We start from the raw sequence: 22,562 nt of genomic DNA, 5'->3' as shown, positions 1-22,562 counted from the left end.
ATTAACGTCATTGAATCAATTGTAATGGCACTGTTTAGGACTGTTCGCATGATTTCTGTTTTTTACCATTAAAAACATGGCATTACATTTGTTGTGGGGTTGTGTTTAGATTCCATTTCAAGTGATTTATATATGTTGTCCTTGAGGGGGTAAAGAACGATTAAACATTAGGCGTTCTTAAGATTATTAATAATGGTTTAATTAATTATGATATGAGACGATTCTTGATTGCTTCATCTTTCATGAAGGATAATTCGGTCCAAAATAGGCTTGGGCGCAAAATAGACAACATTATGTTCATCCGTTAGGTTTTTATTCTCTGATCCATAGCCTCAAGGCGATTCGACGTGTAGATTATTGGCCTGCCAAAGATCCTGGAGAGCCTGAGAAACTTATGACTACCTTGTCATCGATCGCTGAACTTAACGACCTGACGCTGGATTTGCCTCGCTTTGAACTGGCGCTGGAGCAGTTTGCACAACGGCTCCATCTTGAGCTGGTAAAATTCAGCGCAGACCATATCTCGCTGCGTTGCCATCAGAACAGCACCGCCGATCGTTGGCGGCAGGGGTTGTTGCAATGCGGATCGCTGCTTTCGGAGACGATGATTAATGGCAGGCCGATTTGCCTGTTTGATCTCCATGAGCCACTACAGGTTGGTCCTTGGCAGATTGATTGTATTGAACTGCCGTACCCCGGCGAGAAGCGCTACCCGCATGAAGGATGGGAACATGTAGAGCTGGTGCTAAGCGGCGATCCCGCTACCCTGTATGCTCGCGCCCTGGAACATCTGGCGGACGAAGCCTTGCTGCTGCCGGGCATCAAACTTAAGCAGAGCTCACCTAAAGGTGAGGGCGAACGCCTGGCCAATCCGACCTTGGCGATCACCGATGGCAATGTCACCATCAAATTCCATCCGCATCATATTCGTGACATCGTGGCCAGTGAACGGGTGAAACAGTAGCGTGTCTTTCGTTGCCTGTTTCGAATGGGGGTTAGGGGAAAAAATGATGCGTTTGCGTTATTTATCCGACTTAACGCCGCCACTGTGACTGCGATCGATCCATTAATCAAAATTGAGTGCCATAGTTAGCACCTTGTGCCGTTAAGACTTTTATCAGATTGTCATCCTGTGGCCTAAGGGCGACGGGTAAACGTTTGCTGTAGCATTTTTGACCGTTATCTGGGGGTAACAATAATGAAGCTGGAAGTTTGTTGCTATAGCGTCGACTGTGCCATGACAGCAGAGCATGCGGGCGCTGACCGCATAGAATTGTGTGCCAGCCAGAGTGAGGGCGGGTTGACGCCGAGCTTTGGATCGTTGCGGCTGGCTCGGGAGCGGGTAACGATACCCGTTCATCCAATAGTACGACCACGCGGGGGCGATTTCTGTTACAGCTCCGTCGATTTTGAGATTATGAAGAACGACGTGGCGCAAATCCGCGAGATGGGTTTTGCCGGTGTAGTCATCGGCATGCTGGACGACGAAGGGCATATCGATCTTGCGCGGATGCGCGAGGTGATGAAATTAAGCGGTAATATGGCGGTGACCTTCCATCGTGCGTTCGATATGTGTCAAAACCCGATGGTGGCGCTGGAACAACTGACCCAACTCGGCGTGGCGCGCATTCTGACCTCTGGGCAGCAGCAAAATGCCGAGTTGGGCTTACCGCTGTTGCGCGACTTGGTACATGCCAGCAAGGGGCCGGTGATTATGGCCGGTGCAGGTGTCCGTTTGAGCAATATGCATAAGTTTGTGGATATCGGTATTCAGGAATTGCATAGCTCGGCCGGGCATACGGTGCCTTCCACCATGCGTTACCGTAAGGCGGGTGTCACCATGTGTGCCGATAATGAGTTTGACGAATTCAGCCACTACTGCGTGGATGGTGAAACGGTCGAGGCGATGAAGAACGCGTTGGCCATGCTGACTCCTGCCGAGTGAGTTCGTAGGGGCCGCATGCTGCGCCCGGTTGCGAGACCAGTCTGAAGCCCCGAATCTTCGGGGCTTTTTTCATCTGTGCGCAAAAAAAGCCCTGAACAGGGTAGAGGTGCTCAGGGCAAACAGGTTCATACTTCTCTGGTGTTGGCGCGATACCAACACTTTAACTTTAGTTAACGATGAGCCACTGCCTTAAATTTAAATATTGATAAAATGTAACCGGCAGCCGTGGCTTATCGCAGACCCTCCACCCAGTGAAAAATGGCCGAGAGCATTTGCACGGTGCCGCCGATATTGAATATGACGGCAATCCCTATGCCGGTCATGATGGTAAGCAAGGTCATCAACAGCCTGTCCATACCTCGCATTAACCACCCTTATGAATTTATCCAATCTACCACGTCAGAGAAAGTGTTCAATCCTCAGTGCTGAGCCCCGATTGGGTTCCCCACGATTGTATTGCCAGCGCTGACACACCTGACAGGAAGCGACATCTTGATGTGGAGAAGATACCGTTTGATGGTGCTGTTACTAAACAAGTTCAACCGCTTTTGGTCAGGAGGATACATGAGAGTTTATGTTGTGTGGTTAATGTTGGTTTGTTGTTCATTATCGGGCTGTGTTGCAGCCTATTATCGTTAACGGAGGAGGGGCGATGCGTTATTTACTGATTGTCGGCCTTGTTATGTCGTTAACGGCCTGTGCCACGCTGTATTACAGGTGAGCGATGAGACATTTTATTATTTTGCTGGCATTGGCATTGAGTGGTTGCGTCTCGGTGTATGGGCCAACCAAAACCGGTAACCAGCCCGGCAGTGCGGCTGAAACTGCCACTGGTGAACCGACGGCTGCTGAGAAGCCCACCTTGATAGGCAACCGTAAGCCGGATGAGCTGTTAACCCGTGCCGAGGCAATTTTTGCGCAGAAAGGGTTAAAGGCCACGGTTGTCGACCCACATCTTGGGATTGTTGGCACGACGGGCAATGATACTGAACTGGCCAGTCTGTATCTGACTTGTTCAGACCAGCCTGGGCCGTCTAATCTGAATGTTACCTACCGGATCCTGGTGCAGATTTTTAGCGCCGGAGAAGGGACTAACGTGATGGTGCAAGTCAATGGCGTTGCGGGGCTAGTCGCGGGGGATGGCAACGATAAGGTCAAGCCTTTCGAGTGTTCATCCAGCGGGGTGTTTGAAAAGGATCTGCTAGAGGCTTTGAGAAAATAACAAGGCAACTAAAAGGGCGTAGAATTGCTACGCCCTTACATAATAAGTCGGTTAAGGCTTACGGTTTTTTGGCGATCAGCACGGCGCGGATTGGTGCCGGGTAGCCTTCAATCGTTTTGGTTGGATCCTGAGGATCGAGAAACTCAGCCAGTGACTCGCTGGTCATCCAGTCAGTCCGGCGCTGCTCTTCAGTGCTGGTCGGGCAGATATCGGCAATTCTAACGTCCACAAATCCGCATTTCTCCAGCCAGCACTTCAGCGCTTCGGCAGACGGAATAAAGTAGACGTTACGCATCTGCGCATAGCGGTCGCCCGGCACCAATACCTGATGACGATCGCCTGGCACTACAAGCGTTTCCAACACTAGCTCACCCTCGGAAACCAGCTGGTTTTTCAACTGATACAGGTGGTCCAGCGGGGAGCGGCGGTGATAAAGCACGCCCATCGAGAAAACGGTGTCGAAAGCGGCCAGCTCGGGCAGTTGTTCGATACCCAGCGGCAACACATGGGCGCGTTGATCGCCACCCAGCAATTTACGCACCGCTTCAAACTGGCACAGGAACAGCTGCATCGGATCGATACCGACCGCCAGATGCGCTCCGGCACCGACCATGCGCCACAGATGGTAACCGCTGCCGCAACCCACATCCAGAATGGTACGGCCGGCCAGTGGGGAAATATGCGGCAGCACTCGATCCCACTTCCAGTCGGAATGCCATTCGGTATCGATATCAATGCCGTAAAGCGAGAAGGGCCCTTTGCGCCACGGCATCAGCGTACGCAGCATTTTCTCAATGCCTTCGAGCTGGCCAGGTGACAGCGGTTGTTCCATCTCGGCACGTACGCCATGCAATAAATCCAACTGGGTCGGCGTCAGGGAAGGTAGGTGCTCTACCGAATTGAACCACTGCTTGAATTTGCCATGCAGCGATTCGCGCTGCCAGGCGGTGATTTGCGCCGGCAGCGTATCCAGCCAGTGGCTCAGCGGGCTTTTGGCAATGCGCTGGTAGAAGTCTCCAAACTCGATCATGCGGTTTCTCCTGATTTCAGGGCGATCAACGAGCCGAAGTTGAAACATTGGAACCAGACTTCTGCATGTTCAAAACCGGCTTGCCGGAGGCGCGCTTTATGCGCCTCGACCGAATCGGTCAGCATCACGTTTTCCAACATGCTGCGCTTTTGGCTGATTTCCAATTCGCTGTAGCCGTTGGCGCGTTTGAAGTCGTGGTGCATGTTGAACAACAGTTCACCGACGTCCGCATCCTCAAAGCTGAATTTCTCTGACAGCACCAGGGCGCCGCCCGGACGTAGCCCGCGATAAACCTGTTCGAGCAGGCGCAGCCGATCGGTCGGTTCAAGAAACTGTAGGGTGAAGTTCAGCACCACCATCGAGGCGTTTTCGATGGTAATGTCTAAAATGTCCGCCTCAATGACATCGACCGGCGTATCGGCACGGAACGCATCAAGATGGCGGCGGCAGCGCTCTACCATCGCGGGGGAATTATCGACCGCAATAATCTGACAACCTTCGACGCTGATGTTCCTGCGCATCGATAGCGTGGCCGCGCCGAGCGAGCACCCCAGGTCATACACCCGGCTGTGTGGCTGGACAAAACGTTCGGCCAGCATGCCAATCATCGAAATGATATTGGAGTAGCCCGGAACGGAACGCTGGATCATGTCTGGGAAGACTTCAGCAACGCGCTCGTCGAAGGTCCAGTCGCCCAGTTTGGCGATCGGGGCGGAAAAAAGAGTATCGCGGTTTGGCATAGCGGCAAATCAGGTCAGAATTCGAAGGGGCGTATACTAACAGAAAAGCGACGCAGGCAGAAGCAGGCGGCGTGGCCGCCTGAACAGAGGGGATATCAGTGCAAACTGAAGATAATGTCCCACGGCAGATAAACGATATTAGCTATCACCATCAGTATCAAAGAAAGATAGGTAGCCGCCATACCCGAACGGCGCCAGCGGACTTCACGGTTACGTAAACCGTAGTAGTGAACCAGCCGGCCTGCCATCAGCAGCAAACCACACAGATGCACCATCCAGACTTCGGCACCGTTCATCTCCATGATCACCAACAGGATGGCGGCGATCGGGATGTATTCCACGGCGTTACCATGTACGCGGATCGCGGTTTGCAGCTCGTAGAACCCGCCGTCACCGTAGGCGACCCGGTACTGCATCCTCAACCTGACCACGTCATAAGAGAGTTTGATCAACAACAATGCGCCAAGCACCACATAGAGCGCGCTTACCATTTTTAACTCCATTCGTAACCAAATCTGGCAACGAGCATCATAACTGCCATCATCGCGACTGTCGCGAGGAAATATCCGATAGGACCCATCAGATTAATAGGTTAAAACAAGGTTTCTTGCTCTGGCCAGTCTGGAGGCATCGCTAAATTCGGAATTATGCCGTGTAGCCCTTGCCAGATTTTCTGTGCCTGCTGCGGTGAATCGCTGTTATCTGGCGTGTGAATAAACAGATAAGGCTGATGTTGCTGCGACCAGTCAGGCAACCTCTGTTGCCATGACTCAAACCAGCGCTGATTGTCCGCCAGCACGTCACCGCCGATAAAGCGGATCAGCGGGTTGTTAGCCGTTACCACTGCATGCACCGGCAGTTTGGGCTTTTTCTGTTGTGCATCGCGGATCGCTGGGCTGTGCGGTTTGGCATGGTGCAGCGGGCGGCTATCGAGGATGGTCCGGTTAATGCCGCGTTGGTGCAAACCCTGATTCAGTTGACGTTCTGCCTCACCCTTGGCGAAAAATTCCAGATGACGGACCTCGACTCCGTAGGTGAACTCCGGTGGTAACGCATCAAGAAATGCCCACAGAATGCCCAGATGCTCGGGTGCAAAGGCGGCGGGCAACTGCAACCACAGCTGCCCGATACGCCCTTCAAGGGGGCGCAGGCAGTCATAAAACGCCTTGATATCGACTTCACAGCCGCGCAGTGCTGCTTTATGGCTGATCGCTGAGGGGAATTTAAAGCAAAAACGGAAATCATCTCCGGTCATGTCGCGCCAGCGATGCACAATTTCCGCCTTCGGCAAAGCGTAGAAGGTGGTGTTACCTTCCACACAGTTGAAATAGCGGCTGTAGTCCGCCAGATCGCGCAGGCCGATGCGGTTCCAGGCCGGATGTTGCCATTGCGGTAGTCCGATATACATCAAACGCTCATCTTCCCTGTTTTACATTTTGGCAACAACGGTAGCGTCATACTGCCTTGCTTTCAAGTGCCTAAAACTGCGTTTACCGCCGCAACACCTGAGCTTGAGGCGGGGGGAGGTCAATGCAGGTTAGCCGACCGTTGAGCGTAGGGATGCGCGATACGAGCCTCCATGGACGGATTTACGGCGTGTCGGCGTTCTGCATGACTTCCACCTGTTACTCTTTATCAACAGCTAGATGAGATTTTACAGCGCAGCAAGGATCTCACTGGTGCTGCGCACACGGGCAATACGCGGGAAGATATTGTCGAAGGCGAATTGGTGCGCCTCGGCGCTGTAAGTGCTGCACATGTCTTCGGCGATCACCAACTCGTAGCCATGTTCCCAGGCCGCACGAGCGGTAGACTCCACGCCTATATTGGTGGCGATACCGCCCAATACCACCGATTTGATACCCCGACGGCGCAGTTGCAGGTCCAGATCGGTGCCATAGAATGCGCCCCATTGACGTTTGGTGATCAACACATCGCTGTCTTGTACCGCCAGTTCTTCGGGGAATTCCCACCAGGACTCTGGCAGCCCGCCGACCGGAGACGGTGAAGGTTTATCTACCGGCTGCTTGAGCGCTTCGGCAAAGGAATCAGACCAACCGACGCGAACCAGAAACACGGGGGCATTCAGCGCGCGAAAGCGCCCTGCCAGATGGGCTGCATGGGTGACGACTTGGCTAGCACTATGCGGGCCAGCGGCGTAAGGTAAAATGCCGTGTTGCAGATCGATCAGGACCAGGGCGGTAGTTTGGGCATCAAGTTTCAGCATTGGGAGCGTCTCTGGGTTAAAGTGGATTAGGTTGCGTCACTAGCATTTGAAAGACGACGGGTATACAGGCTACGTGATAAAACTGCTGCTGGTTAATGGGAAATTTGTTAACCGATGTGTTGTTTCTTGGCGCTTGGCACCATTTAGCATTGCAACAATGCCGTGTTCGCTCTTATCTGGCGCATGAATTTCCTTTATAATGACCGCCTTTTTTCACCAATCTTTAATCCAGCGATCTATGCCGATTTATGAATATGCATGTGGCTCATGCCAACATCGATTAGAGAAACTACAAAAATTTTCCGACGCGCCGTTGACTCAATGTCCGGCGTGTGGGCAGCCCGCATTGACCAAGTTGATCTCTGCCAGCGGTTTCCAGTTAAAGGGCACCGGCTGGTATGCAACAGACTTCAAACCGGGTGATAAATAACAATTCGTCAGATAATAGCCGTGCGGAAACAGCAACTGCTGCCAACCTCCGGCCGAATCGGCTTAAGTCAAAAGGATAGCGTATGCGTACTGAATATTGCGGGCAGTTGAATCTGGCCCACGTCGGCCAGGAAGTCACTTTGTGTGGTTGGGTCAACCGCCGCCGCGATCTGGGTGGCCTGATCTTTATTGATATGCGTGACCGCGAAGGCATCGTGCAGGTGTTCTTCGATCCGGATCAGAAAGCGGCCTTCGACAAAGCCTTCGAACTGCGTAACGAGTTCTGCATCCAGATCGTCGGTACCGTGCGTGCGCGCCCGGAAAGCCAGACCAACAAGGATATGGCGACTGGCGAAGTTGAGGTGTTTGCTCATCAGCTTGAGATCATCAACCGCTCCGAACCGCTGCCGTTGGACTCTAACCAGACCAACAGCGAAGAAGCGCGTCTGAAATATCGCTACCTGGATTTGCGTCGCCCGGAAATGGCCGACCGCCTGAAAACCCGTGCCAAGATCACCAGCTTTGTGCGCCGCTTTATGGACAGCCACGGTTTCCTGGATATCGAAACCCCAATGCTGACCAAAGCTACGCCGGAAGGTGCCCGTGACTATCTGGTACCAAGCCGCGTACATAAAGGTAAGTTCTACGCATTGCCGCAGTCCCCACAGTTGTTCAAACAGCTGCTGATGATGTCTGGCTTCGACCGTTACTACCAGATCGTCAAGTGCTTCCGTGACGAAGACCTGCGCGCGGATCGTCAGCCGGAATTCACCCAGATAGACGTGGAAACCTCTTTCATGAGCGCCGAGCAAGTGCGTGAAGTGATGGAGCAACTGGTGCATGAACTGTGGCTGGACGTGAAGGGCGTCGATCTGGGTAAATTCCCGATCATGACCTTTGCCGAAGCGATGCGCCGTTACGGTTCCGATAAGCCAGACCTGCGTAACCCGCTGGAACTGGTGGACGTTGCCGACCTGGTTAAAGACGTTGAGTTTAAAGTGTTCTCTGGCCCGGCGAACGATGCCAAAGGCCGCGTGGCCGCGATTTGTGTTCCGGGTGGTGCACAGCTGACCCGTAAACAGATCGATGAATACGGCGCTTTCGTTAATATCTACGGTGCCAAAGGTTTGGCATGGTTGAAGGTTAACGATCGTGCTGCAGGTATGGAAGGCGTGCAAAGCCCGATTGCCAAATTCCTCAGTGCCGAAGTGCTGGAAGCGATCCTGGCGCGCACCAATGCGCAAACCGGTGACATTTTGTTCTTCGGTGCCGACAGCTTTAAAATCGTTACCGACGCCATGGGCGCGCTGCGCTTGAAAATCGGCCGCGATCTGGGCCTGACCAAACTCGACAGCTGGGCACCGCTGTGGGTGGTCGATTTCCCAATGTTCGAAGAAGATGGCGAAGGTGGCCTGGCGGCGATGCACCATCCGTTTACCGCTCCGCGCGATATGAGCCCGGAAGAGCTGCAAAAGGATCCTACCTCGGCCATCGCCAATGCCTACGATATGGTGCTGAACGGCTATGAAGTGGGTGGCGGTTCCGTGCGTATTCACCGCAGTGAAATGCAGCAAACCGTTTTCGGTATTCTTGGCATCAATGAGCAAGAACAACGCGAGAAGTTTGGCTTCCTGCTGGATGCGCTGAAGTACGGCACTCCTCCGCACGCCGGTTTGGCCTTCGGTCTGGATCGTCTGGTAATGCTGGTAACCGGTACCGAGAACATCCGTGACGTTATCGCCTTCCCGAAAACCACCGCGGCAGCCTGTCTGATGACCGATGCACCAAGCTTCGCCAACCCGGCTTCGTTGCAGGAACTGGCGATCAGCGTAGTGAAGAAAGCCTCAGCCGAACAAGAGAGCGAGTGATGAATTACAAGCGGCCCGAGTCTATTCTGGTGGTGATTTATGCAAAATCCAGTGGCCGGGTGCTGATGTTACAGCGGCGTGACGATACGGAGTTCTGGCAGTCGGTCACCGGCAGCCTTGAAGACGCTGAATCGCCGCCGCATGCCGCACAGCGCGAAGTCATGGAAGAGATTGGCATCGATATCGCAGCAGAGGGTCTGCCGTTGCTCGATTGTCAGCGCTGTGTGGAATTTGAACTCTTTGTCCATTTGCGACACCGCTATGCGCCGGGAACCACGCGTAATAAAGAGCACTGGTTCTGTCTGGCGTTACCTGATGAGCGCGATCCGGTCTTGACCGAACATCATGCTTACCAATGGCTTGAGGCGTCCGAGGCGGTCAAACTGACCAAGTCCTGGAGTAATCAGCAGGCGATTGAAGAGTTTGTGATCCATTCTGTCCAGTAGTTCTTTTTGGAGATATTTTTTATGGCAGGTCATAGTAAATGGGCCAACACCAAACACCGCAAAGCTGCACAAGATTCTAAACGCGGTAAGATTTTCACTAAAATTATCCGTGAGTTGGTGACTGCCGCCAAATTGGGCGGCGGCGATCCGGGTTCGAACCCGCGTCTGCGTGCGGCTATCGATAAAGCGCTGTCCAACAACATGACGCGCGATACCCTGAACCGTGCTATCGCCCGTGGTGTAGGCGGCGATGATGATACCAATATGGAAACCATCATCTATGAAGGTTACGGCCCTGGCGGCACTGCGGTAATGATCGAGTGCCTGAGTGACAACCGTAACCGTACCGTGGCAGAAGTGCGCCATGCCTTCACCAAGTGTGGTGGCAACCTGGGTACCGACGGTTCCGTGGCCTATCTGTTCACCAAAAAAGGCGTGATCACCTATGCACCGGGCCTGGATGAAGACACGGTGATGGAAGCCGCGCTGGAAGCGGGTGCCGAAGACATCCAGACCTATGACGACGGTGCTATTGACGTCTTCACCGCCTGGGAAAATCTGGGTGAAGTGAAAGACGCGTTGACCGCCGCAGGCTTTGAGGCAGACTCGGCCGAGGTTTCCATGATCCCGTCCACCAAAGCGGATATGGATGCGGAAACTGCGCCTAAGTTACTGCGCTTGATCGACATGCTGGAAGACTGTGACGACGTGCAGGAGGTTTACCATAACGGTGAGATCTCCGACGAGATCGCTGTAACGCTGTAATGCGGCTGAACGATGGCGTTGCCAACCGGCAACGCCAGGCAACAATCAATGCAGGGTGGTGGTAGCAATGGCGATCATACTGGGTATCGATCCCGGCTCGCGCGTCACCGGCTATGGCCTGATCCGCCAGCAGGGCCGCCAACTGACCTATGTTGCCAGCGGTTGTATTCGTACCGTGGTGGATGATATGCCAACGCGCCTGAAGCTGATTTATGCCGGCGTGAGCGAAATCATCACCCAGTTTCAACCGGACTTCTTCGCCATCGAACAGGTGTTTATGGCCAAGAACCCGGACTCGGCGCTGAAGCTGGGGCAGGCGCGGGGGGTGGCGATCGTTGCCGCCGTCAATCAAAACCTGGAAGTGTTTGAGTACGCGGCGCGTCAGGTGAAACAGACGGTGGTCGGTACCGGTGCGGCGGAAAAGTCTCAGGTGCAGCATATGGTTCGCTCACTGCTGAAGCTGTCTGCCAATCCACAGGCGGATGCCGCGGATGCGTTGGCTATCGCCATTACTCACTGCCATCTCAGCCAGAACGTGCTGCGTATGAGTGAAGGGCGGTTGAATTTGGCGCGCGGGCGTTTGCGTTAGGGATCTGTAACGTAGGGGCGCTGCATGCTGCGCCCACCGAGGCATGGCCATTTTGTTATCAATGGGAGGCTGGATATTCATCCAGCCTTTTTTATGGTATAAGCTGTATCAATACTGCGTGGCAGTGCGCCGCGTACAGGGATCCATTCAGGAGGGGTAATGATAGGTCGTCTCAGAGGAATTATTCTGGAAAAGCAGCCACCGCTGGTGTTACTTGAAACCAATGGCGTCGGGTATGAAGTGCATATGCCGATGACCTGCTTTTACGAGCTGCCGGAGCTGGGGCAAGAGGCTATCGTGTTTACCCAATTCGTGGTGCGTGAAGATGCACAGCTGCTGTATGGGTTCAATGATAAGCAAGAGCGAGCGCTGTTCCGTGAGCTGATTAAAGTGAACGGCGTAGGGCCAAAACTGGCGTTGGCGATCCTTTCAGGCATGTCTGCCCAGCAGTTTGTCAGCGCGGTAGAACGTGAAGAGATTACTACGTTGATCAAATTACCAGGCGTGGGCAAGAAAACCGCCGAGCGTCTGGTCGTCGAAATGAAAGACCGCTTCAAAGGCCTGAACGGCGATCTGTTCAACAACAGCAGCGAAATCCCTCTGCCGGCCAGTGCGGCCAAAGCGGCGGAGATGGATATTGAAGCCGAAGCGGCCTCTGCGCTGGTGGCCTTGGGCTATAAGCCGCAGGAAGCCAGCCGGATGGTCAGCAAGGTTGCCAAGCCGGGTGCGGATTGCGAGGCATTAATCCGCGAAGCATTACGTGCCGCACTGTAGACCGGAAAGGGGTAGACCATGATTGAAGCCGACCGCCTGATCTCTGCCGAGCCGTTCAATGAAGAAGAGGTGCTGGATCGTGCGATCCGCCCCAAGCTGCTGACGGAGTATGTTGGCCAGCCGCACGTGCGTGAGCAGATGGAAATCTTTATTCAGGCTGCCAAACAGCGCGGCGATGCACTGGACCATCTGTTGATTTTCGGGCCGCCTGGGCTGGGTAAAACCACCTTGGCCAACATCGTGGCCAATGAGATGGGCGTTAACCTACGTACCACTTCTGGTCCTGTGCTGGAAAAGGCTGGGGATTTGGCGGCAATGCTGACCAACCTGGAGCCCCATGACGTCCTGTTTATCGACGAAATCCACCGTCTTTCACCGGTGGTGGAAGAGATCCTGTATCCAGCGATGGAAGACTATCAGCTGGATATCATGATCGGTGAAGGTCCGGCGGCACGTTCGATCAAGCTCGACTTGCCACCGTTCACTCTGGTTGGGGCAACCACCCGTGCTGGCTCCTTGACCTCCCCGTTACGCGATCGTTTCGGTATTGTGCAGCGTCTGGAGTTCTATCAGGTGGCCGATCTGGAACATATCGTTTCCCGCAGTGCCAACTGCCTGGGTCTTGATCTGTCTACCGATGGGGCGCATGAAGTGGCACGTCGCGCCCGCGGTACGCCACGTATTGCCAACCGCCTGCTGCGCCGCGTGCGCGACTTTGCCGAAGTACGTGCCAACGGGGTGATCAATGGCGAAGTGGCCATGCAGGCGTTGGATATGCTGAACGTCGATGCGGAAGGTTTCGACTATATGGACCGCAAGCTGTTGCTGGCGATCATCGACAAATTTACCGGTGGCCCGGTGGGGTTGGATAACCTGGCGGCGGCGATCGGTGAAGAGCGTGAAACGATAGAAGACGTGATCGAACCCTTCCTGATCCAACAAGGGTTTATTCAGCGAACTCCGCGTGGGCGAATGGCGACCAATCATGCCTATAAGCACTTTGGTATCGAGCGGGAAGAGAAGTAGCAATCCAGGAGTTACGCCAGGGGAGACCCTGGCGTAATGAGATCAAGCCTGCTGCTTTTTCGACAGGCTCAGTACAAACAGCACCGCAGCGCTTAACACTACCGAAGGCCCAGCTGGCGTATCGTAGAACGCTGAGAAGGTTAGCCCGCCGGTGACCGCAATTATCCCTATCAATACCGCATAACCGGCCATTTGTTCAGGAGTGCGGGCAAAACGCCGTGCGGTTGCCGCCGGGATAATCAGTAGCGACGTAATAATCAGCGCGCCAACAAACTTCATGGACAGCCCGATGGTCAAGGCGGTCACCAGCATCAAAATGGTACGTGCGCGGGGCAGGTTAACGCCATCGACATGCGCCATCTCCGGGCTGATGGTCATCGACAGCAGATCGCGCCATTGCCACCAGAGCACCAACAGCACAATCACCACGCCAGCACCGATCATCCAGATATCGCTGATCGTCACCGACAGCAAATCCCCAAACAGATAAGCCATCAGATCTACGCGCACGTTGGACATCAGTGCGACCACCACCAGACCCAGTGATAGCGCACTATGCGCCATAATGCCGAGCAGCGTATCGATCGACAACTGTGGACGGCGCTCCAGCCAAACCAGCACCAAGGCCAACAGCAGCGTAACGGCAATCACTGCATAAAACGGATTCACGTCCAGCAATAAGCCGAAGGCCACGCCAAGCAACGAAGCATGTGCCAGCGTATCGCCAAAGTAAGACATCCGGCGCCAGACCACAAATGAACCCAGCGGGCCCGCCGCCGCAGCCAACAGCACACCGGCCAGCCAGCCGGGCAATAACAGTTCAATCATGCCTCACGGCCCCCGGTTTTTTTCAGCACAATTCTGCCTTGCAGGTCGTGACGGTGATTATGGTGATGGCGATAGATCGCCAACTGCTCAGCGCCCCGGTTACCGAACATGGCGATAAACTCCGGGTGCATTGACACCACTTCTGGCGTGCCGGAACAGCAGATATGTTGATTCAGGCACAGGACGTCGTCGGTTTTGGCCATCACCAGATGCAGGTCATGGGAAACCATCAGTACCGCGCAGCCCAGCTCTTTGCGTAATTGGTCGATCAAGTCGTATAACGCCAACTGGCCATTAACGTCTACCCCTTGCGTGGGCTCATCCAGTACCAGCAACTGCGGTTGATTCAACAGCGCTCGCGCCAGTAACACCCGTTGGTTTTCGCCGCCGGACAGCTTTTGCATGGGCTGATCCAACAGGTGCGCAGCATGTACGCGTTTGAGCGCGGGCAGGATGTCTGCCTTTTTCACCCCAGGCTTGAGCCGCATAAAGCGGTTGACGGTCAAGGGCAGGGTGGCATCGAGATGCAGCTTTTGCGGCACATAGCCAATGCGCAACCCTGGCAGGCGTTCCAGCGTACCTTCAGTAGGGGCAATCAGGCCTAGCACCACACGAACCAGCGTTGACTTGCCAGCCCCGTTAGGCCCGAGGAGCGTCAGAATACGACCCGGTTGCAGGTTGAGAGAGATATTTGTCAGTACCCGCCGGGTACCAAAAGAAACAGAGATATTTTTTAGCGTTGCCAGTGTAGACATATCGTGATTACATTTTGCAGAACTAACCGAATGTTATAATATCACGCTTCTTTGCTGAAAACGACGGGATTACTGATGATGGTACAGAAAAATAAATGGCTGCAACGCACTCTGCTGGCGGCGGCTTTGGTAATGGCTGGCAATGCGACGGCCGCCGTAGTGACCTCTATACGCCCGCTGGGATTTATCGCCTCCGCAATTGCTGATGGGGTAACGCCTACCGAGATATTACTGCCGGACGGTGCTTCACCTCACGACTTCGCCTTGCGCCCGTCGGACATTCAGCGGCTGCGTAGCGCCGACCTGGTACTGTGGGTAGGGCCAGATATGGAGGCTTTTCTGACCAAATCCCTGACGCAGTTGCCCGCCAATAAGCAGCTTGCGATTAGTGAACTGCCTGCGGTACAGCCGTTATTGATGAAAGGCGATGACGATCATGACCATGATCATGCAGCCGAAGCGCATAGTCATGCGGATGGTGACGATGGACATGACCATCATCACGGTGACTATAATATGCACGTTTGGCTGTCGCCAGAGGTGGCAAAAGTGACCGCGATCGCGATTCACGACAGATTATTGGAACTTATGCCGCAAAAGAAGGACAAATTAGACGCAAACCTGCGCCAGTTCGAGGATCAGCTAGCGCAAACTGATAAAAATCTTGTTAAGATGCTAACGCCTGTGCAAGGTAAGGGATATTTTGTTTTTCATGACGCTTATGGCTACTTTGAAAAACACTTCGGCTTGAGCCCACTGGGTCATTTTACCGTTAATCCCGAAATTCAACCTGGCGCACAGCGTTTACACCAAATTCGAACACAGTTGGTTGAGCAGAAAGCAGTCTGCGTTTTTGCTGAGCCACAATTCAGACCGGCCGTAATTAATGCCGTTGCCAAGGGTACCAATGTGCGTTCTGGAACGTTGGACCCGCTGGGCACCGGCATCGAACTGGGGAAAGACAGCTACGGGAACTTCCTGACAGCGCTGTCCAACCAGTACGTGAGCTGCCTGAAGTAAAGATTATGAGGATATTATTGAGTGCAGAAGATAGTCCGAACTATCACTCTGGCGTATAACAACCTGCCTCGGCCCCATCGCGTAATGCTAGGGTCGTTGACAGTCGTTACGTTGGCCGTCGCTGTTTGGCGGCCTTCCGTTTATCACCCAGAACATAACCCTATTGTTAAAAGCGTCGAGTTGGAAGCCAACCAGTTAAGGGCATTGCAGCCCGAAGCCAGTGAACCTATTGATGCCGACCAACCTACCCCCGATGATGACATCCCTGAGGATGAGCTGGACCAGAAGGTCGCCGGAGAGGAAGGTGTGCATGAATATGTGGTTTCTACCGGTGACACGCTCGGCAGTATTCTGACCCAGTACGGCATCGAAATGTCGGATGTTTCGCTGCTGGCTTCGCAGAACCGCGATTTGCGTAACCTGAAAATTGGCCAGCAACTCTCCTGGACACTTACCGAAGATGGCGATCTTAAGCGCCTGACCTGGGAGGTTTCACGCCGTGAAACCCGCACCTATGATCGTGTGGGCAACTCCTTTAAAGAAACCAAGGAAACCCAGAAGGGTGAATGGCGCAACAGTGTACTGACCGGCAAGCTGAATGGCAGCTTTGTCAGCAGCGCCTCGGCGGCTGGCCTGAGCCGTGCCGAGATCAATGCGGTGATCAAAGCCCTGCAATGGCAGCTTGATTTTCGCAAGCTGCGCAAAGGCGATCAGTTCGCGGTGTTGATGTCGCGCGAAGAGTTTGACGGCAAGAGCGAGCAAAGCCAACTGTTGGGCGTACGTATGCGCAGCAGCGGCAAAGACTACTTCGCCATCCGCGCCGATGACGGCAAGTTCTACGATCGTCAGGGTTCCGGGCTGGCACGTGGCTTTATGCGTTTCCCGACCATGAAGCAGTTCCGTATTTCTTCCAACTTTAATCCACGCCGCGTAAATCCGGTGACCGGGCGCATTGCACCGCATAAAGGCGTCGACTTTGCCATGCCGGTCGGCACGCCAGTGTTGGCGGTGGGTGACGGTGAAGTGGTGATCGCCAAGCGCAGTGGCGCGGCAGGTAACTATGTGGCGATCCGCCATGGCCGCCAATACACCACGCGCTATATGCACTTGAAAAAGCTGTTGGTCAAGCCAGGGCAGAAGGTGAAACGTGGCGATCGCATTGCGCTTTCCGGTAACACCGGCCGCTCTACCGGCCCACATTTGCATTATGAAATGTGGACTAACCAGCAAGCGGTAAACCCATTGACGGCTAAGTTGCCTCGCTCTGAAGGGCTGATGGGGAAAGATCGTAGCGATTACCTGGCACAGGTGAAGGAAGTGGTGCCACAGCTGCAGCTGGATTAACCATCGCTATCCCTTATGACTTCCCATCGGCCTGATTTCGGGCCGATGTTTTTATTAGTGTCTGCTCGAGGCAACAAATACCTTATGTTGTCAGCGTACGGTTGCGGTTCTAACCTGGCACGTTGCTTGACAGTAATTAGGTGTATAGTTTTATACCCTATGGATTTCAAGTTGCAGCTAGGCGACAAGCTTGTTCATCCCAGGAGCTTACTTTTAGTAAGTGACTGGGGTGAACAAGCGCAGGTAACAACGCTGCAGCTTGAAAGACGACGGGTATATATTTTGCGAGCAGATGCGTTGAATGAGAGCAGCTCATGCAAAACGAGAAGAAATCGAACGTAGAGTTCATTCCACAATTTGATAAAGCCTTCTATCATCCGCGCTACTGGGGCGTTTGGTTGGGAACCGGGCTGATGGCCGGTATTTCTCTGGTCCCTGCTCGAATGCGAGATCCATTACTGGGTGCGATTGGTAAACTGGCTGGCAAGGTTGCGAAAGGGGCACGACGCCGCGCCCGTATCAATCTGCTCTATTGCATGCCGGAACTGCCGGAACAGCAACGCGAACAAATTATCGATGAGATGTTTGCCACCGCACCGCAATCGATGATCCTGATGGCGGAACTGGCCTGTACCAAACCGGAGAAAGTACTCAAGCGCGTACGTTGGCACGGTGAAGACGTGCTGGATAAAATCCGTGAGGAAGGCCGCAACGTGATTTTCCTGGTGCCGCACGGCTGGGCCGTCGATGTGCCAGCGATGCTGATGGCTGCGCGCGGGCAACCCATGGCAGCGATGTTCCATAACCAGAGCAACCCACTGGTCGACTATCTGTGGAATAGCGTGCGCCGCAAGTTTGGTGGCCGTATGCACGCCCGCAACGATGGCATCAAGCCTTTTATCAGTTCGGTGCGCCATGGTTATTGGGGCTATTATCTGCCTGACCAGGATCACGGTGCCGAGCACAGTGAATTCGTGGATTTCTTTGCGACCTATAAAGCCACATTGCCTGCGGTCGGCCGCTTGATGAAAGTCTGCAAAGCGGCGATCGTGCCGCTATTCCCGGTTTATGACGGTAAAACCAGCATGCTGGACATTTATATCCGTGAGCCGATGGATGATCTGGCCGAAGCCGACGACCTTCGCATTGCGCGCCGCATGAACGAAGAGGTGGAAAACCTGGTGGGTCCTAATCCGGAACAATATACCTGGATTTTGAAGCTGCTGAAAACACGCAAAGAAGGTGAGATTGAACCTTACTCGCGGGACGATTTATATCGTTAAGGTCGCTTATCAACTCTCTACCGGGCGTTACACGCTGCTAAATGGGCGCAGCATGCAGCACCACTATTCTCTAACCTGTTCTTTTCCTAAAATTTCAGCAGCTTTTAACAAACTGTAACGACGGGCTATAACCCGTCGTTTTTTATTGGTAGGAGAAGGGTGCTCGTAGATCTACACGCCAACAACCAACGGGCGGGAGCAGGCCCCCGCCGTTGGGTTGCCTTACCGTTCGGATTCGTAGGCCAAAATGGCCGCAACCTCCGTGTTGCCCGATCGAATACGCAGCTCACAAAGTTTGCTGCGCGTTAGCCATACCAGCAAGATAACGGTGGTACAGATAACGACCAGTTTGACGGTGTTTCCTTTATTCAACATTGCGTTTCCTTCTCCTTGCCTCTCGGCAGGTAAGAAGCTAACCTAACGTTGTCTGGCGTTAGAGTTGGCCTCGGGTTGATGTTATCGACTCGGGGCTTTTCTCTTTGTATCCATCACCTTGGCTTTTGGCTCCAGATACAAAGATCCAGAGCACCCACGCGTAGTATATTCTTCACACCCATCTGGCTCGTGTCTGTTTTAACCCCAACTATCGACTTTGCGCAGCGTTACGCAATGCTCTGCAACAGCCTGAAAAGCAGCTATGACGGATTTGGCTAAGAAATAGCAAGCCAGGCGTGGCTAATAAAGTAAAAACGACGGGCTATAACCCGTCGTTTTTTATTGGTAGGAGAAGGGTGCTCGTAGATCTACACGCCAACAACCAACGGGCGGGAGCAGGCCCCCGCCGTTGGGTTGCCTTACCGTTCGGATTCGTAGGCCAAAATGGCCGCAACCTCCGTGTTGCCCGATCGAATACGCAGCTCACAAAGTTTGCTGCGCGTTAGCCATACCAGCAAAATAACGGTGGTACAGATAACGACCAGTTTGCGATGTTTCCTTTATTCAACATTGCGTTTCCTTCTCCTTGCCTCTCGGCAGGTAAGAAGCTAACCTAACGTTGTGTGGCGTTAGAGTTGGCCTCGGGTTGATGTTATCGACTCGGGGCTTTTCTCTTTGTATCCATCACCTTGGCTTTTGGCTCCAGATACAAAGATCCAGAGCACCCACGCGTAGTATATTCATCACACCCGTCTGCCTCGTGTCTGTTTTATTCCCAAATACCAACTCTGCGCAGCGTTACGCAATGCTCTGCAACGGCTTGAAAAACCAACTGTTCACCATTGCAGATTTTAGTCAGGCAATTAGCAATGAACCATACAGCCCTGCTGGATTAGCGTTTCAAGCACCGCTGGATAATGGTCGAAGTCATTCCAACGCAGGTCCAGTCGCCGTAGGTTTTTCATTTGCGCCATGCTTGTCGGTAATTCACTTAATCGGTTTGCACGTAAGTCCAATGAAACCAGTGAACTCAATGCCCCAAAGTCATCAGGCAGCCGGGATAACTGGTTGAAACGTAGATTGAGGGTGCTCAGCTTGGGCAATTGGCAGAATTGATCGGGTAAGTACGCAATGGCGTTGTTTTCCAAATCCATCACCTGTAACTCTGACAGTTGAACGATCTCATTGGGCAGGGTTGTGAGACGGTTTTTCATCAGGTGTAATTCACGCAACTGGCCTAACAAACCGATCTCGGAGGGTAATGCGGTGATGGCGTTATTGTAGAGACGCAACTCTTGTAGCGCCGCCATGGCGCAAAGCGCTGAGGGGAGTTCTACTAGCTGATTATCCGTCAGATTCAGATAACACAACGCCTGCAACTGACGAAGTGAATCGGGTAGCTGGCTGAAGCCGTTATCACTTAAATACAGATACTTTAATTCACGCAATTCCCCGATTTCGGCAGGAATTGATGCTGCTTGGTTGTGGCCAAAATCGAACATCTGCAACTGGCTTAGCAAGCCGATTTCCCTTGGCAGTTCGGCGATCTGGTTGCAGGAGATATTGAGTACTTTCAGCTTACGATGGTGAAAAATCTTCTCGGGGAAGCGGGGCAGGCAATTATTGTACAGGCTGATTTTTTGCAGGGAGGTGCCGCTCAAGCTTGCTTCGTTCAGGCTGTCCAGTTGCTGGTTATCTAGGTCCAGCGAATCCTGAGTATGTTGCCGATGATGCTGGTGTAGCATGCATGGTGCTCCAAAAAATGGGGGATATCGGCCGATGGTACGCAAGCGGGGAAGGTAGGGGAATACAAATCTGGCGGAGCTGACCCCGAGAGCTAAATGCTCCCGAGGTTTTGGTAAAGGCTATGGCTTAAAAGTTTGAATGGAAACCAACTCCGGCGCCCGTGGCATTGCCATCCCAGCTGACCTGAACGGTGACGGCACTGTCTTGTGACGTACGGAATTGCATACCGCCAGCGATGGAGGCTTCACTATCATATTCTCCGGCGGCAACGGCGTAGCCTGATTCATTGCGGTTGTAATGCAGCGAACTTACCGCTTGAGCCATGGCGCCTACGCGCTTGATATCTTTGCTGTTCTCATCAATATCTTTGCGGTTGGCGGCAATATCATGTGAGTTCTGATTGATTGCGGCGCTGTTGCTGGCAATACGTGCGCGGTTAAGGGCAACGTTGGCGCTGTTTTGTTGGACGTAAGCACCCTGTACGGCCTGTTCGTTACGTACGCTGCGCAGAGCAAAAACATTGGCATTCACCAGCGTCATATCCGCATCTTTGCCTTTGGCACCTGTTTTACCGGTGATGGATTGTCCGTCTTTACCATCGACACCGTTCTTGCCGTCAATACCGTTATGGGGGGCGGCATTAGCGTCGGCATATTTCTCTGCGGTCAATACGCGCTGCTCGCTTTGGCGGGGACCGGTCGGAGTTAACGTTTGAGCGACATTGTGCTCTCCATCCAGATGGGGGGCAGGGGCAGTCTGGTGAGTCGGGTTCCCTTCTGGATTGTTGTGCTGGTAAGCGGCATCGCGTACGGCATTACGCTCGGCGTCGGTGACGTTACTGTCGAGATGGGCAGAGCGATCAATCACCGGCGCATCGAGATGGGGGGTAACCAGTGGCTGATGGGTGCCATCCAGATGCGTGGCAGGCCCAGTCTGATGTGTCGGGTTGCCTTCGGGATTGTTATGGTGATAGGCAGCGAGCTCCTGTGCGGCAGCTTTGGCGGAATCGCGTTGTTCCTGCGTCACGTTGCTGTCCAGATGTGAGGAGCGATCAATCACCGGCGCATCGAGATGGGGGGTAACTAGCGGCTGATGGGTGCCATCCAGATGCGTGGCAGGCCCAGTCTGATGTGTCGGGTTGCCTTCGGGATTGTTATGGTGATAGGCAGCGAGCTCCTGTGCGGCAGCTTTGGCGGTATCGCGCTGTTCCTGCGTCACGTTGCTGTCCAGATGTGAGGAGCGATCAATCACTGGCGCGTCCAGATGGGGGGTAACCAGCGCCGGGTGGGTGCCATCCAGATGCGTGGCAGGCCCAGTCTGATGTGTCGGGTTGCCTTCGGGATTGTTGTGGTGATAGGCAGCGAGCTCCTCTGCGGCAGCTTTGGCGGTATCGCGCTGTTCCTGCGTCACGTTGCTGTCCAGATGTGAGGAGCGATCAATCACCGGTGCATCGAGATGGGGGGGTACCGTGTCCTGATGAGTACCATCCAGATGGGTAGCCGGACCGGTCTGGTGAGTCGGGTTGCCTTCGGGATTGTTGTGGTGATAGGCAGCGAGCTCCTGTGCGGCAGCTTTGGCGGAATCGCGTTGTTCCTGCGTCACGTTGCTGTCCAGATGTGAGGAGCGATCAATCACTGGTGCATCGAGATGGGGGGTTACCGTGTCCTGATGAGTACCATCCAGATGGGTAGCCGGACCGGTCTGGTGAGTCGGGTTGCCTTCGGGATTGTTGTGGTGATAGGCAGCGAGCTCCTGTGCGGCAGCTTTGGCGGTATCGCGCTGTTCCTGCGTCACGTTGCTGTCCAGATGTGAGGAGCGATCAATTACTGGCGCATCAAGAGGGAGCGTGATCATAGCCTGATGGGGTGAGGTATCTACCGTCGGGCCGGTGTAGGTTAAGCCGAAGTCTGCTAACACTCCTTTGATATTTGTGCCATCAGGAGCACGCTCGATGAAGCGTTGAATTTTCTGGTTTATTTCTTGCTGACTCATGCCAGATTGGATGGTTTGCAGCTCGGTCAGCGCACCCGCTAAACTATCCGCATGGGCGATACCGCTAATCGCGGCCAGCGTGATTAAAGAAGCAAGCAGGGTTTTCTGGATGGTCATTTTTACTACCTATCATTAAGTCATTAAGGTTGGGAGCTTGA

General features: G+C 53.7%; 25 protein-coding genes. 13 read left to right on the top strand and 12 right to left on the bottom strand.

All coding sequences use genetic code 11. The features are described from left to right. Window positions 1–394 precede the first annotated feature (394 nt). The gene (locus tag WN53_RS22730) at window positions 395–964 is read left to right on the top strand and encodes a VOC family protein (RefSeq protein ID WP_024486441.1); all 570 of its coding nucleotides are present in this window, start codon (window positions 395–397) and stop codon (window positions 962–964) included. Window positions 965–1,195: 231 nt separating this feature from the next. Beyond that, window positions 1,196–1,945, top strand: a complete 750-nt coding sequence (gene cutC / locus WN53_RS22725) for a copper homeostasis protein CutC (RefSeq protein ID WP_037413230.1) — start codon at window positions 1,196–1,198, stop codon at window positions 1,943–1,945. A gap of 230 nt (window positions 1,946–2,175) precedes the next feature. On the opposite strand, the gene WN53_RS29060 is transcribed toward cutC, so the two are convergent. Continuing rightward, window positions 2,176–2,310 (bottom strand): hypothetical protein, encoded by a 135-nt coding sequence (locus WN53_RS29060; protein ID WP_261464878.1) that lies wholly within the window; start codon window positions 2,308–2,310, stop codon window positions 2,176–2,178. Between the two features lie 359 nt (window positions 2,311–2,669). On the opposite strand from WN53_RS29060, the gene WN53_RS22720 reads away from it, so the two are divergent. Further along, window positions 2,670–3,167: a hypothetical protein gene (locus tag WN53_RS22720; RefSeq protein ID WP_024486442.1), complete on the top strand. Its 498-nt coding sequence runs from the start codon at window positions 2,670–2,672 to the stop codon at window positions 3,165–3,167. A 58-nt stretch (window positions 3,168–3,225) separates the two neighbouring features. Here the strand turns inward: WN53_RS22720 and cmoB are convergent, their stop codons facing one another. The 5 genes from cmoB to WN53_RS22695 all read right to left on the bottom strand — a co-directional run bounded on the left by cmoB (window position 3,226) and on the right by WN53_RS22695 (window position 7,164). Then, window positions 3,226–4,197, bottom strand: a complete 972-nt coding sequence (cmoB, locus tag WN53_RS22715; protein ID WP_024486443.1) for a tRNA 5-methoxyuridine(34)/uridine 5-oxyacetic acid(34) synthase CmoB — start codon at window positions 4,195–4,197, stop codon at window positions 3,226–3,228. After that, entirely contained in the window at window positions 4,194–4,937 is a 744-nt protein-coding gene (cmoA, locus tag WN53_RS22710; RefSeq protein ID WP_024486444.1) for a carboxy-S-adenosyl-L-methionine synthase CmoA, read from the bottom strand. The genes cmoB and cmoA overlap by 4 nt, the downstream gene beginning before the upstream one ends. Before the next feature lie 95 nt (window positions 4,938–5,032). After that, the gene (locus tag WN53_RS22705) at window positions 5,033–5,428 is read right to left on the bottom strand and encodes an MAPEG family protein (RefSeq protein WP_024486445.1); all 396 of its coding nucleotides are present in this window, start codon (window positions 5,426–5,428) and stop codon (window positions 5,033–5,035) included. A gap of 101 nt (window positions 5,429–5,529) precedes the next feature. Continuing rightward, window positions 5,530–6,345, bottom strand: a complete 816-nt coding sequence (locus WN53_RS22700) for a DUF72 domain-containing protein (protein WP_024486446.1) — start codon at window positions 6,343–6,345, stop codon at window positions 5,530–5,532. Window positions 6,346–6,591: 246 nt separating this feature from the next. After that, window positions 6,592–7,164, bottom strand: a complete 573-nt coding sequence (locus WN53_RS22695; protein ID WP_037413233.1) for a hydrolase — start codon at window positions 7,162–7,164, stop codon at window positions 6,592–6,594. Window positions 7,165–7,363: 199 nt separating this feature from the next. Here WN53_RS22695 and WN53_RS27710 point away from each other — a divergent pair, with 199 nt between their 5' ends. From WN53_RS27710 to ruvB, 7 genes are all read left to right on the top strand, one after another. Then, window positions 7,364–7,594: an FmdB family zinc ribbon protein gene (locus WN53_RS27710; protein WP_021181142.1), complete on the top strand. Its 231-nt coding sequence runs from the start codon at window positions 7,364–7,366 to the stop codon at window positions 7,592–7,594. Between the two features lie 82 nt (window positions 7,595–7,676). Beyond that, entirely contained in the window at window positions 7,677–9,461 is a 1,785-nt protein-coding gene (aspS, locus tag WN53_RS22690; protein WP_046808306.1) for an aspartate--tRNA ligase, read from the top strand. Next, the gene (nudB, locus tag WN53_RS22685; protein WP_024486545.1) at window positions 9,461–9,907 is read left to right on the top strand and encodes a dihydroneopterin triphosphate diphosphatase; all 447 of its coding nucleotides are present in this window, start codon (window positions 9,461–9,463) and stop codon (window positions 9,905–9,907) included. Before aspS ends, nudB begins: the two co-directional genes overlap by 1 nt. 21 nt (window positions 9,908–9,928) lie before the next feature. Further along, window positions 9,929–10,672, top strand: coding sequence for a YebC/PmpR family DNA-binding transcriptional regulator (locus WN53_RS22680; RefSeq protein WP_024486544.1), 744 nt, complete (start codon window positions 9,929–9,931; stop codon window positions 10,670–10,672). A gap of 67 nt (window positions 10,673–10,739) precedes the next feature. Next, window positions 10,740–11,261, top strand: a complete 522-nt coding sequence (ruvC, locus tag WN53_RS22675) for a crossover junction endodeoxyribonuclease RuvC (RefSeq protein ID WP_021181146.1) — start codon at window positions 10,740–10,742, stop codon at window positions 11,259–11,261. A 159-nt stretch (window positions 11,262–11,420) separates the two neighbouring features. Beyond that, window positions 11,421–12,035 (top strand): Holliday junction branch migration protein RuvA, encoded by a 615-nt coding sequence (gene ruvA / locus WN53_RS22670; protein WP_021806658.1) that lies wholly within the window; start codon window positions 11,421–11,423, stop codon window positions 12,033–12,035. Window positions 12,036–12,053: 18 nt separating this feature from the next. Beyond that, on the top strand, window positions 12,054–13,061 hold the full coding sequence (gene ruvB, locus WN53_RS22665; RefSeq protein ID WP_024486543.1) for a Holliday junction branch migration DNA helicase RuvB: 1,008 nt from the start codon (window positions 12,054–12,056) through the stop codon (window positions 13,059–13,061). Window positions 13,062–13,103: 42 nt separating this feature from the next. On the opposite strand, the gene znuB is transcribed toward ruvB, so the two are convergent. Further along, window positions 13,104–13,889, bottom strand: a complete 786-nt coding sequence (znuB, locus tag WN53_RS22660; protein WP_024486542.1) for a zinc ABC transporter permease subunit ZnuB — start codon at window positions 13,887–13,889, stop codon at window positions 13,104–13,106. Continuing rightward, entirely contained in the window at window positions 13,886–14,644 is a 759-nt protein-coding gene (gene znuC, locus WN53_RS22655; RefSeq protein ID WP_021181151.1) for a zinc ABC transporter ATP-binding protein ZnuC, read from the bottom strand. Before znuC ends, znuB begins: the two co-directional genes overlap by 4 nt. Before the next feature lie 78 nt (window positions 14,645–14,722). Between znuC and znuA the strand changes: the two genes are divergently transcribed. From znuA to lpxM, 3 genes are all read left to right on the top strand, one after another. Next, window positions 14,723–15,664, top strand: coding sequence for a zinc ABC transporter substrate-binding protein ZnuA (znuA, locus tag WN53_RS22650; protein ID WP_024486541.1), 942 nt, complete (start codon window positions 14,723–14,725; stop codon window positions 15,662–15,664). A 21-nt stretch (window positions 15,665–15,685) separates the two neighbouring features. Then, window positions 15,686–17,008, top strand: coding sequence for a murein DD-endopeptidase MepM (gene mepM / locus WN53_RS22645; protein ID WP_037376005.1), 1,323 nt, complete (start codon window positions 15,686–15,688; stop codon window positions 17,006–17,008). Between the two features lie 314 nt (window positions 17,009–17,322). Continuing rightward, window positions 17,323–18,291: a lauroyl-Kdo(2)-lipid IV(A) myristoyltransferase gene (gene lpxM, locus WN53_RS22640; RefSeq protein ID WP_024486540.1), complete on the top strand. Its 969-nt coding sequence runs from the start codon at window positions 17,323–17,325 to the stop codon at window positions 18,289–18,291. 222 nt (window positions 18,292–18,513) lie between these two features. On the opposite strand, the gene WN53_RS22635 is transcribed toward lpxM, so the two are convergent. The 4 genes from WN53_RS22635 to WN53_RS26925 all read right to left on the bottom strand — a co-directional run bounded on the left by WN53_RS22635 (window position 18,514) and on the right by WN53_RS26925 (window position 22,521). Then, the gene (locus tag WN53_RS22635; protein ID WP_046808305.1) at window positions 18,514–18,666 is read right to left on the bottom strand and encodes a Hok/Gef family protein; all 153 of its coding nucleotides are present in this window, start codon (window positions 18,664–18,666) and stop codon (window positions 18,514–18,516) included. Between the two features lie 419 nt (window positions 18,667–19,085). Next, a complete protein-coding gene (locus WN53_RS27700; RefSeq protein ID WP_071845661.1) occupies window positions 19,086–19,211 on the bottom strand; it encodes a Hok/Gef family protein in 126 nt (41 codons plus the stop codon). A gap of 318 nt (window positions 19,212–19,529) precedes the next feature. Continuing rightward, window positions 19,530–20,411, bottom strand: coding sequence for a leucine-rich repeat domain-containing protein (locus tag WN53_RS22630; RefSeq protein ID WP_024486461.1), 882 nt, complete (start codon window positions 20,409–20,411; stop codon window positions 19,530–19,532). A gap of 127 nt (window positions 20,412–20,538) precedes the next feature. Next, window positions 20,539–22,521, bottom strand: a complete 1,983-nt coding sequence (locus tag WN53_RS26925) for a YadA-like family protein (protein WP_052754328.1) — start codon at window positions 22,519–22,521, stop codon at window positions 20,539–20,541. Between the last annotated feature and the right edge of the window lie 41 nt (window positions 22,522–22,562).

Origin of the sequence: Serratia fonticola (genome assembly GCF_001006005.1) — a bacterium.
Taxonomy (GTDB): Bacteria; Pseudomonadota; Gammaproteobacteria; order Enterobacterales; family Enterobacteriaceae; genus Chania; species Chania fonticola.
This window is presented reverse-complemented; position numbering and strand designations above follow the sequence as displayed.

Excerpts from the sequence above, each read along its gene's own strand:
- WN53_RS29060 (WP_261464878.1), bottom strand. The coding sequence starts at position 2,310 with ATGCGAGGTATGGACAGGCTGTTGATGACCTTGCTTACCATCATGACC.
- WN53_RS26925 (WP_052754328.1), bottom strand. The coding sequence starts at position 22,521 with ATGACCATCCAGAAAACCCTGCTTGCTTCTTTAATCACGCTGGCCGCG.
- WN53_RS22635 (WP_046808305.1), bottom strand. The coding sequence starts at position 18,666 with ATGTTGAATAAAGGAAACACCGTCAAACTGGTCGTTATCTGTACCACC.
- cmoA (WP_024486444.1), bottom strand. The coding sequence starts at position 4,937 with ATGCCAAACCGCGATACTCTTTTTTCCGCCCCGATCGCCAAACTGGGC.
- WN53_RS22720 (WP_024486442.1), top strand. The coding sequence starts at position 2,670 with ATGAGACATTTTATTATTTTGCTGGCATTGGCATTGAGTGGTTGCGTC.
- znuC (WP_021181151.1), bottom strand. The coding sequence starts at position 14,644 with ATGTCTACACTGGCAACGCTAAAAAATATCTCTGTTTCTTTTGGTACC.
- WN53_RS22695 (WP_037413233.1), bottom strand. The coding sequence starts at position 7,164 with ATGCTGAAACTTGATGCCCAAACTACCGCCCTGGTCCTGATCGATCTG.
- WN53_RS22680 (WP_024486544.1), top strand. The coding sequence starts at position 9,929 with ATGGCAGGTCATAGTAAATGGGCCAACACCAAACACCGCAAAGCTGCA.
- nudB (WP_024486545.1), top strand. The coding sequence starts at position 9,461 with ATGAATTACAAGCGGCCCGAGTCTATTCTGGTGGTGATTTATGCAAAA.
- aspS (WP_046808306.1), top strand. The coding sequence starts at position 7,677 with ATGCGTACTGAATATTGCGGGCAGTTGAATCTGGCCCACGTCGGCCAG.
- ruvB (WP_024486543.1), top strand. The coding sequence starts at position 12,054 with ATGATTGAAGCCGACCGCCTGATCTCTGCCGAGCCGTTCAATGAAGAA.
- WN53_RS22730 (WP_024486441.1), top strand. The coding sequence starts at position 395 with ATGACTACCTTGTCATCGATCGCTGAACTTAACGACCTGACGCTGGAT.
- lpxM (WP_024486540.1), top strand. The coding sequence starts at position 17,323 with ATGCAAAACGAGAAGAAATCGAACGTAGAGTTCATTCCACAATTTGAT.
- znuB (WP_024486542.1), bottom strand. The coding sequence starts at position 13,889 with ATGATTGAACTGTTATTGCCCGGCTGGCTGGCCGGTGTGCTGTTGGCT.
- cmoB (WP_024486443.1), bottom strand. The coding sequence starts at position 4,197 with ATGATCGAGTTTGGAGACTTCTACCAGCGCATTGCCAAAAGCCCGCTG.
- WN53_RS27710 (WP_021181142.1), top strand. The coding sequence starts at position 7,364 with ATGACCGCCTTTTTTCACCAATCTTTAATCCAGCGATCTATGCCGATT.
- ruvC (WP_021181146.1), top strand. The coding sequence starts at position 10,740 with ATGGCGATCATACTGGGTATCGATCCCGGCTCGCGCGTCACCGGCTAT.
- znuA (WP_024486541.1), top strand. The coding sequence starts at position 14,723 with ATGGTACAGAAAAATAAATGGCTGCAACGCACTCTGCTGGCGGCGGCT.
- WN53_RS22630 (WP_024486461.1), bottom strand. The coding sequence starts at position 20,411 with ATGCTACACCAGCATCATCGGCAACATACTCAGGATTCGCTGGACCTA.
- WN53_RS22705 (WP_024486445.1), bottom strand. The coding sequence starts at position 5,428 with ATGGTAAGCGCGCTCTATGTGGTGCTTGGCGCATTGTTGTTGATCAAA.
- WN53_RS22700 (WP_024486446.1), bottom strand. The coding sequence starts at position 6,345 with ATGTATATCGGACTACCGCAATGGCAACATCCGGCCTGGAACCGCATC.
- ruvA (WP_021806658.1), top strand. The coding sequence starts at position 11,421 with ATGATAGGTCGTCTCAGAGGAATTATTCTGGAAAAGCAGCCACCGCTG.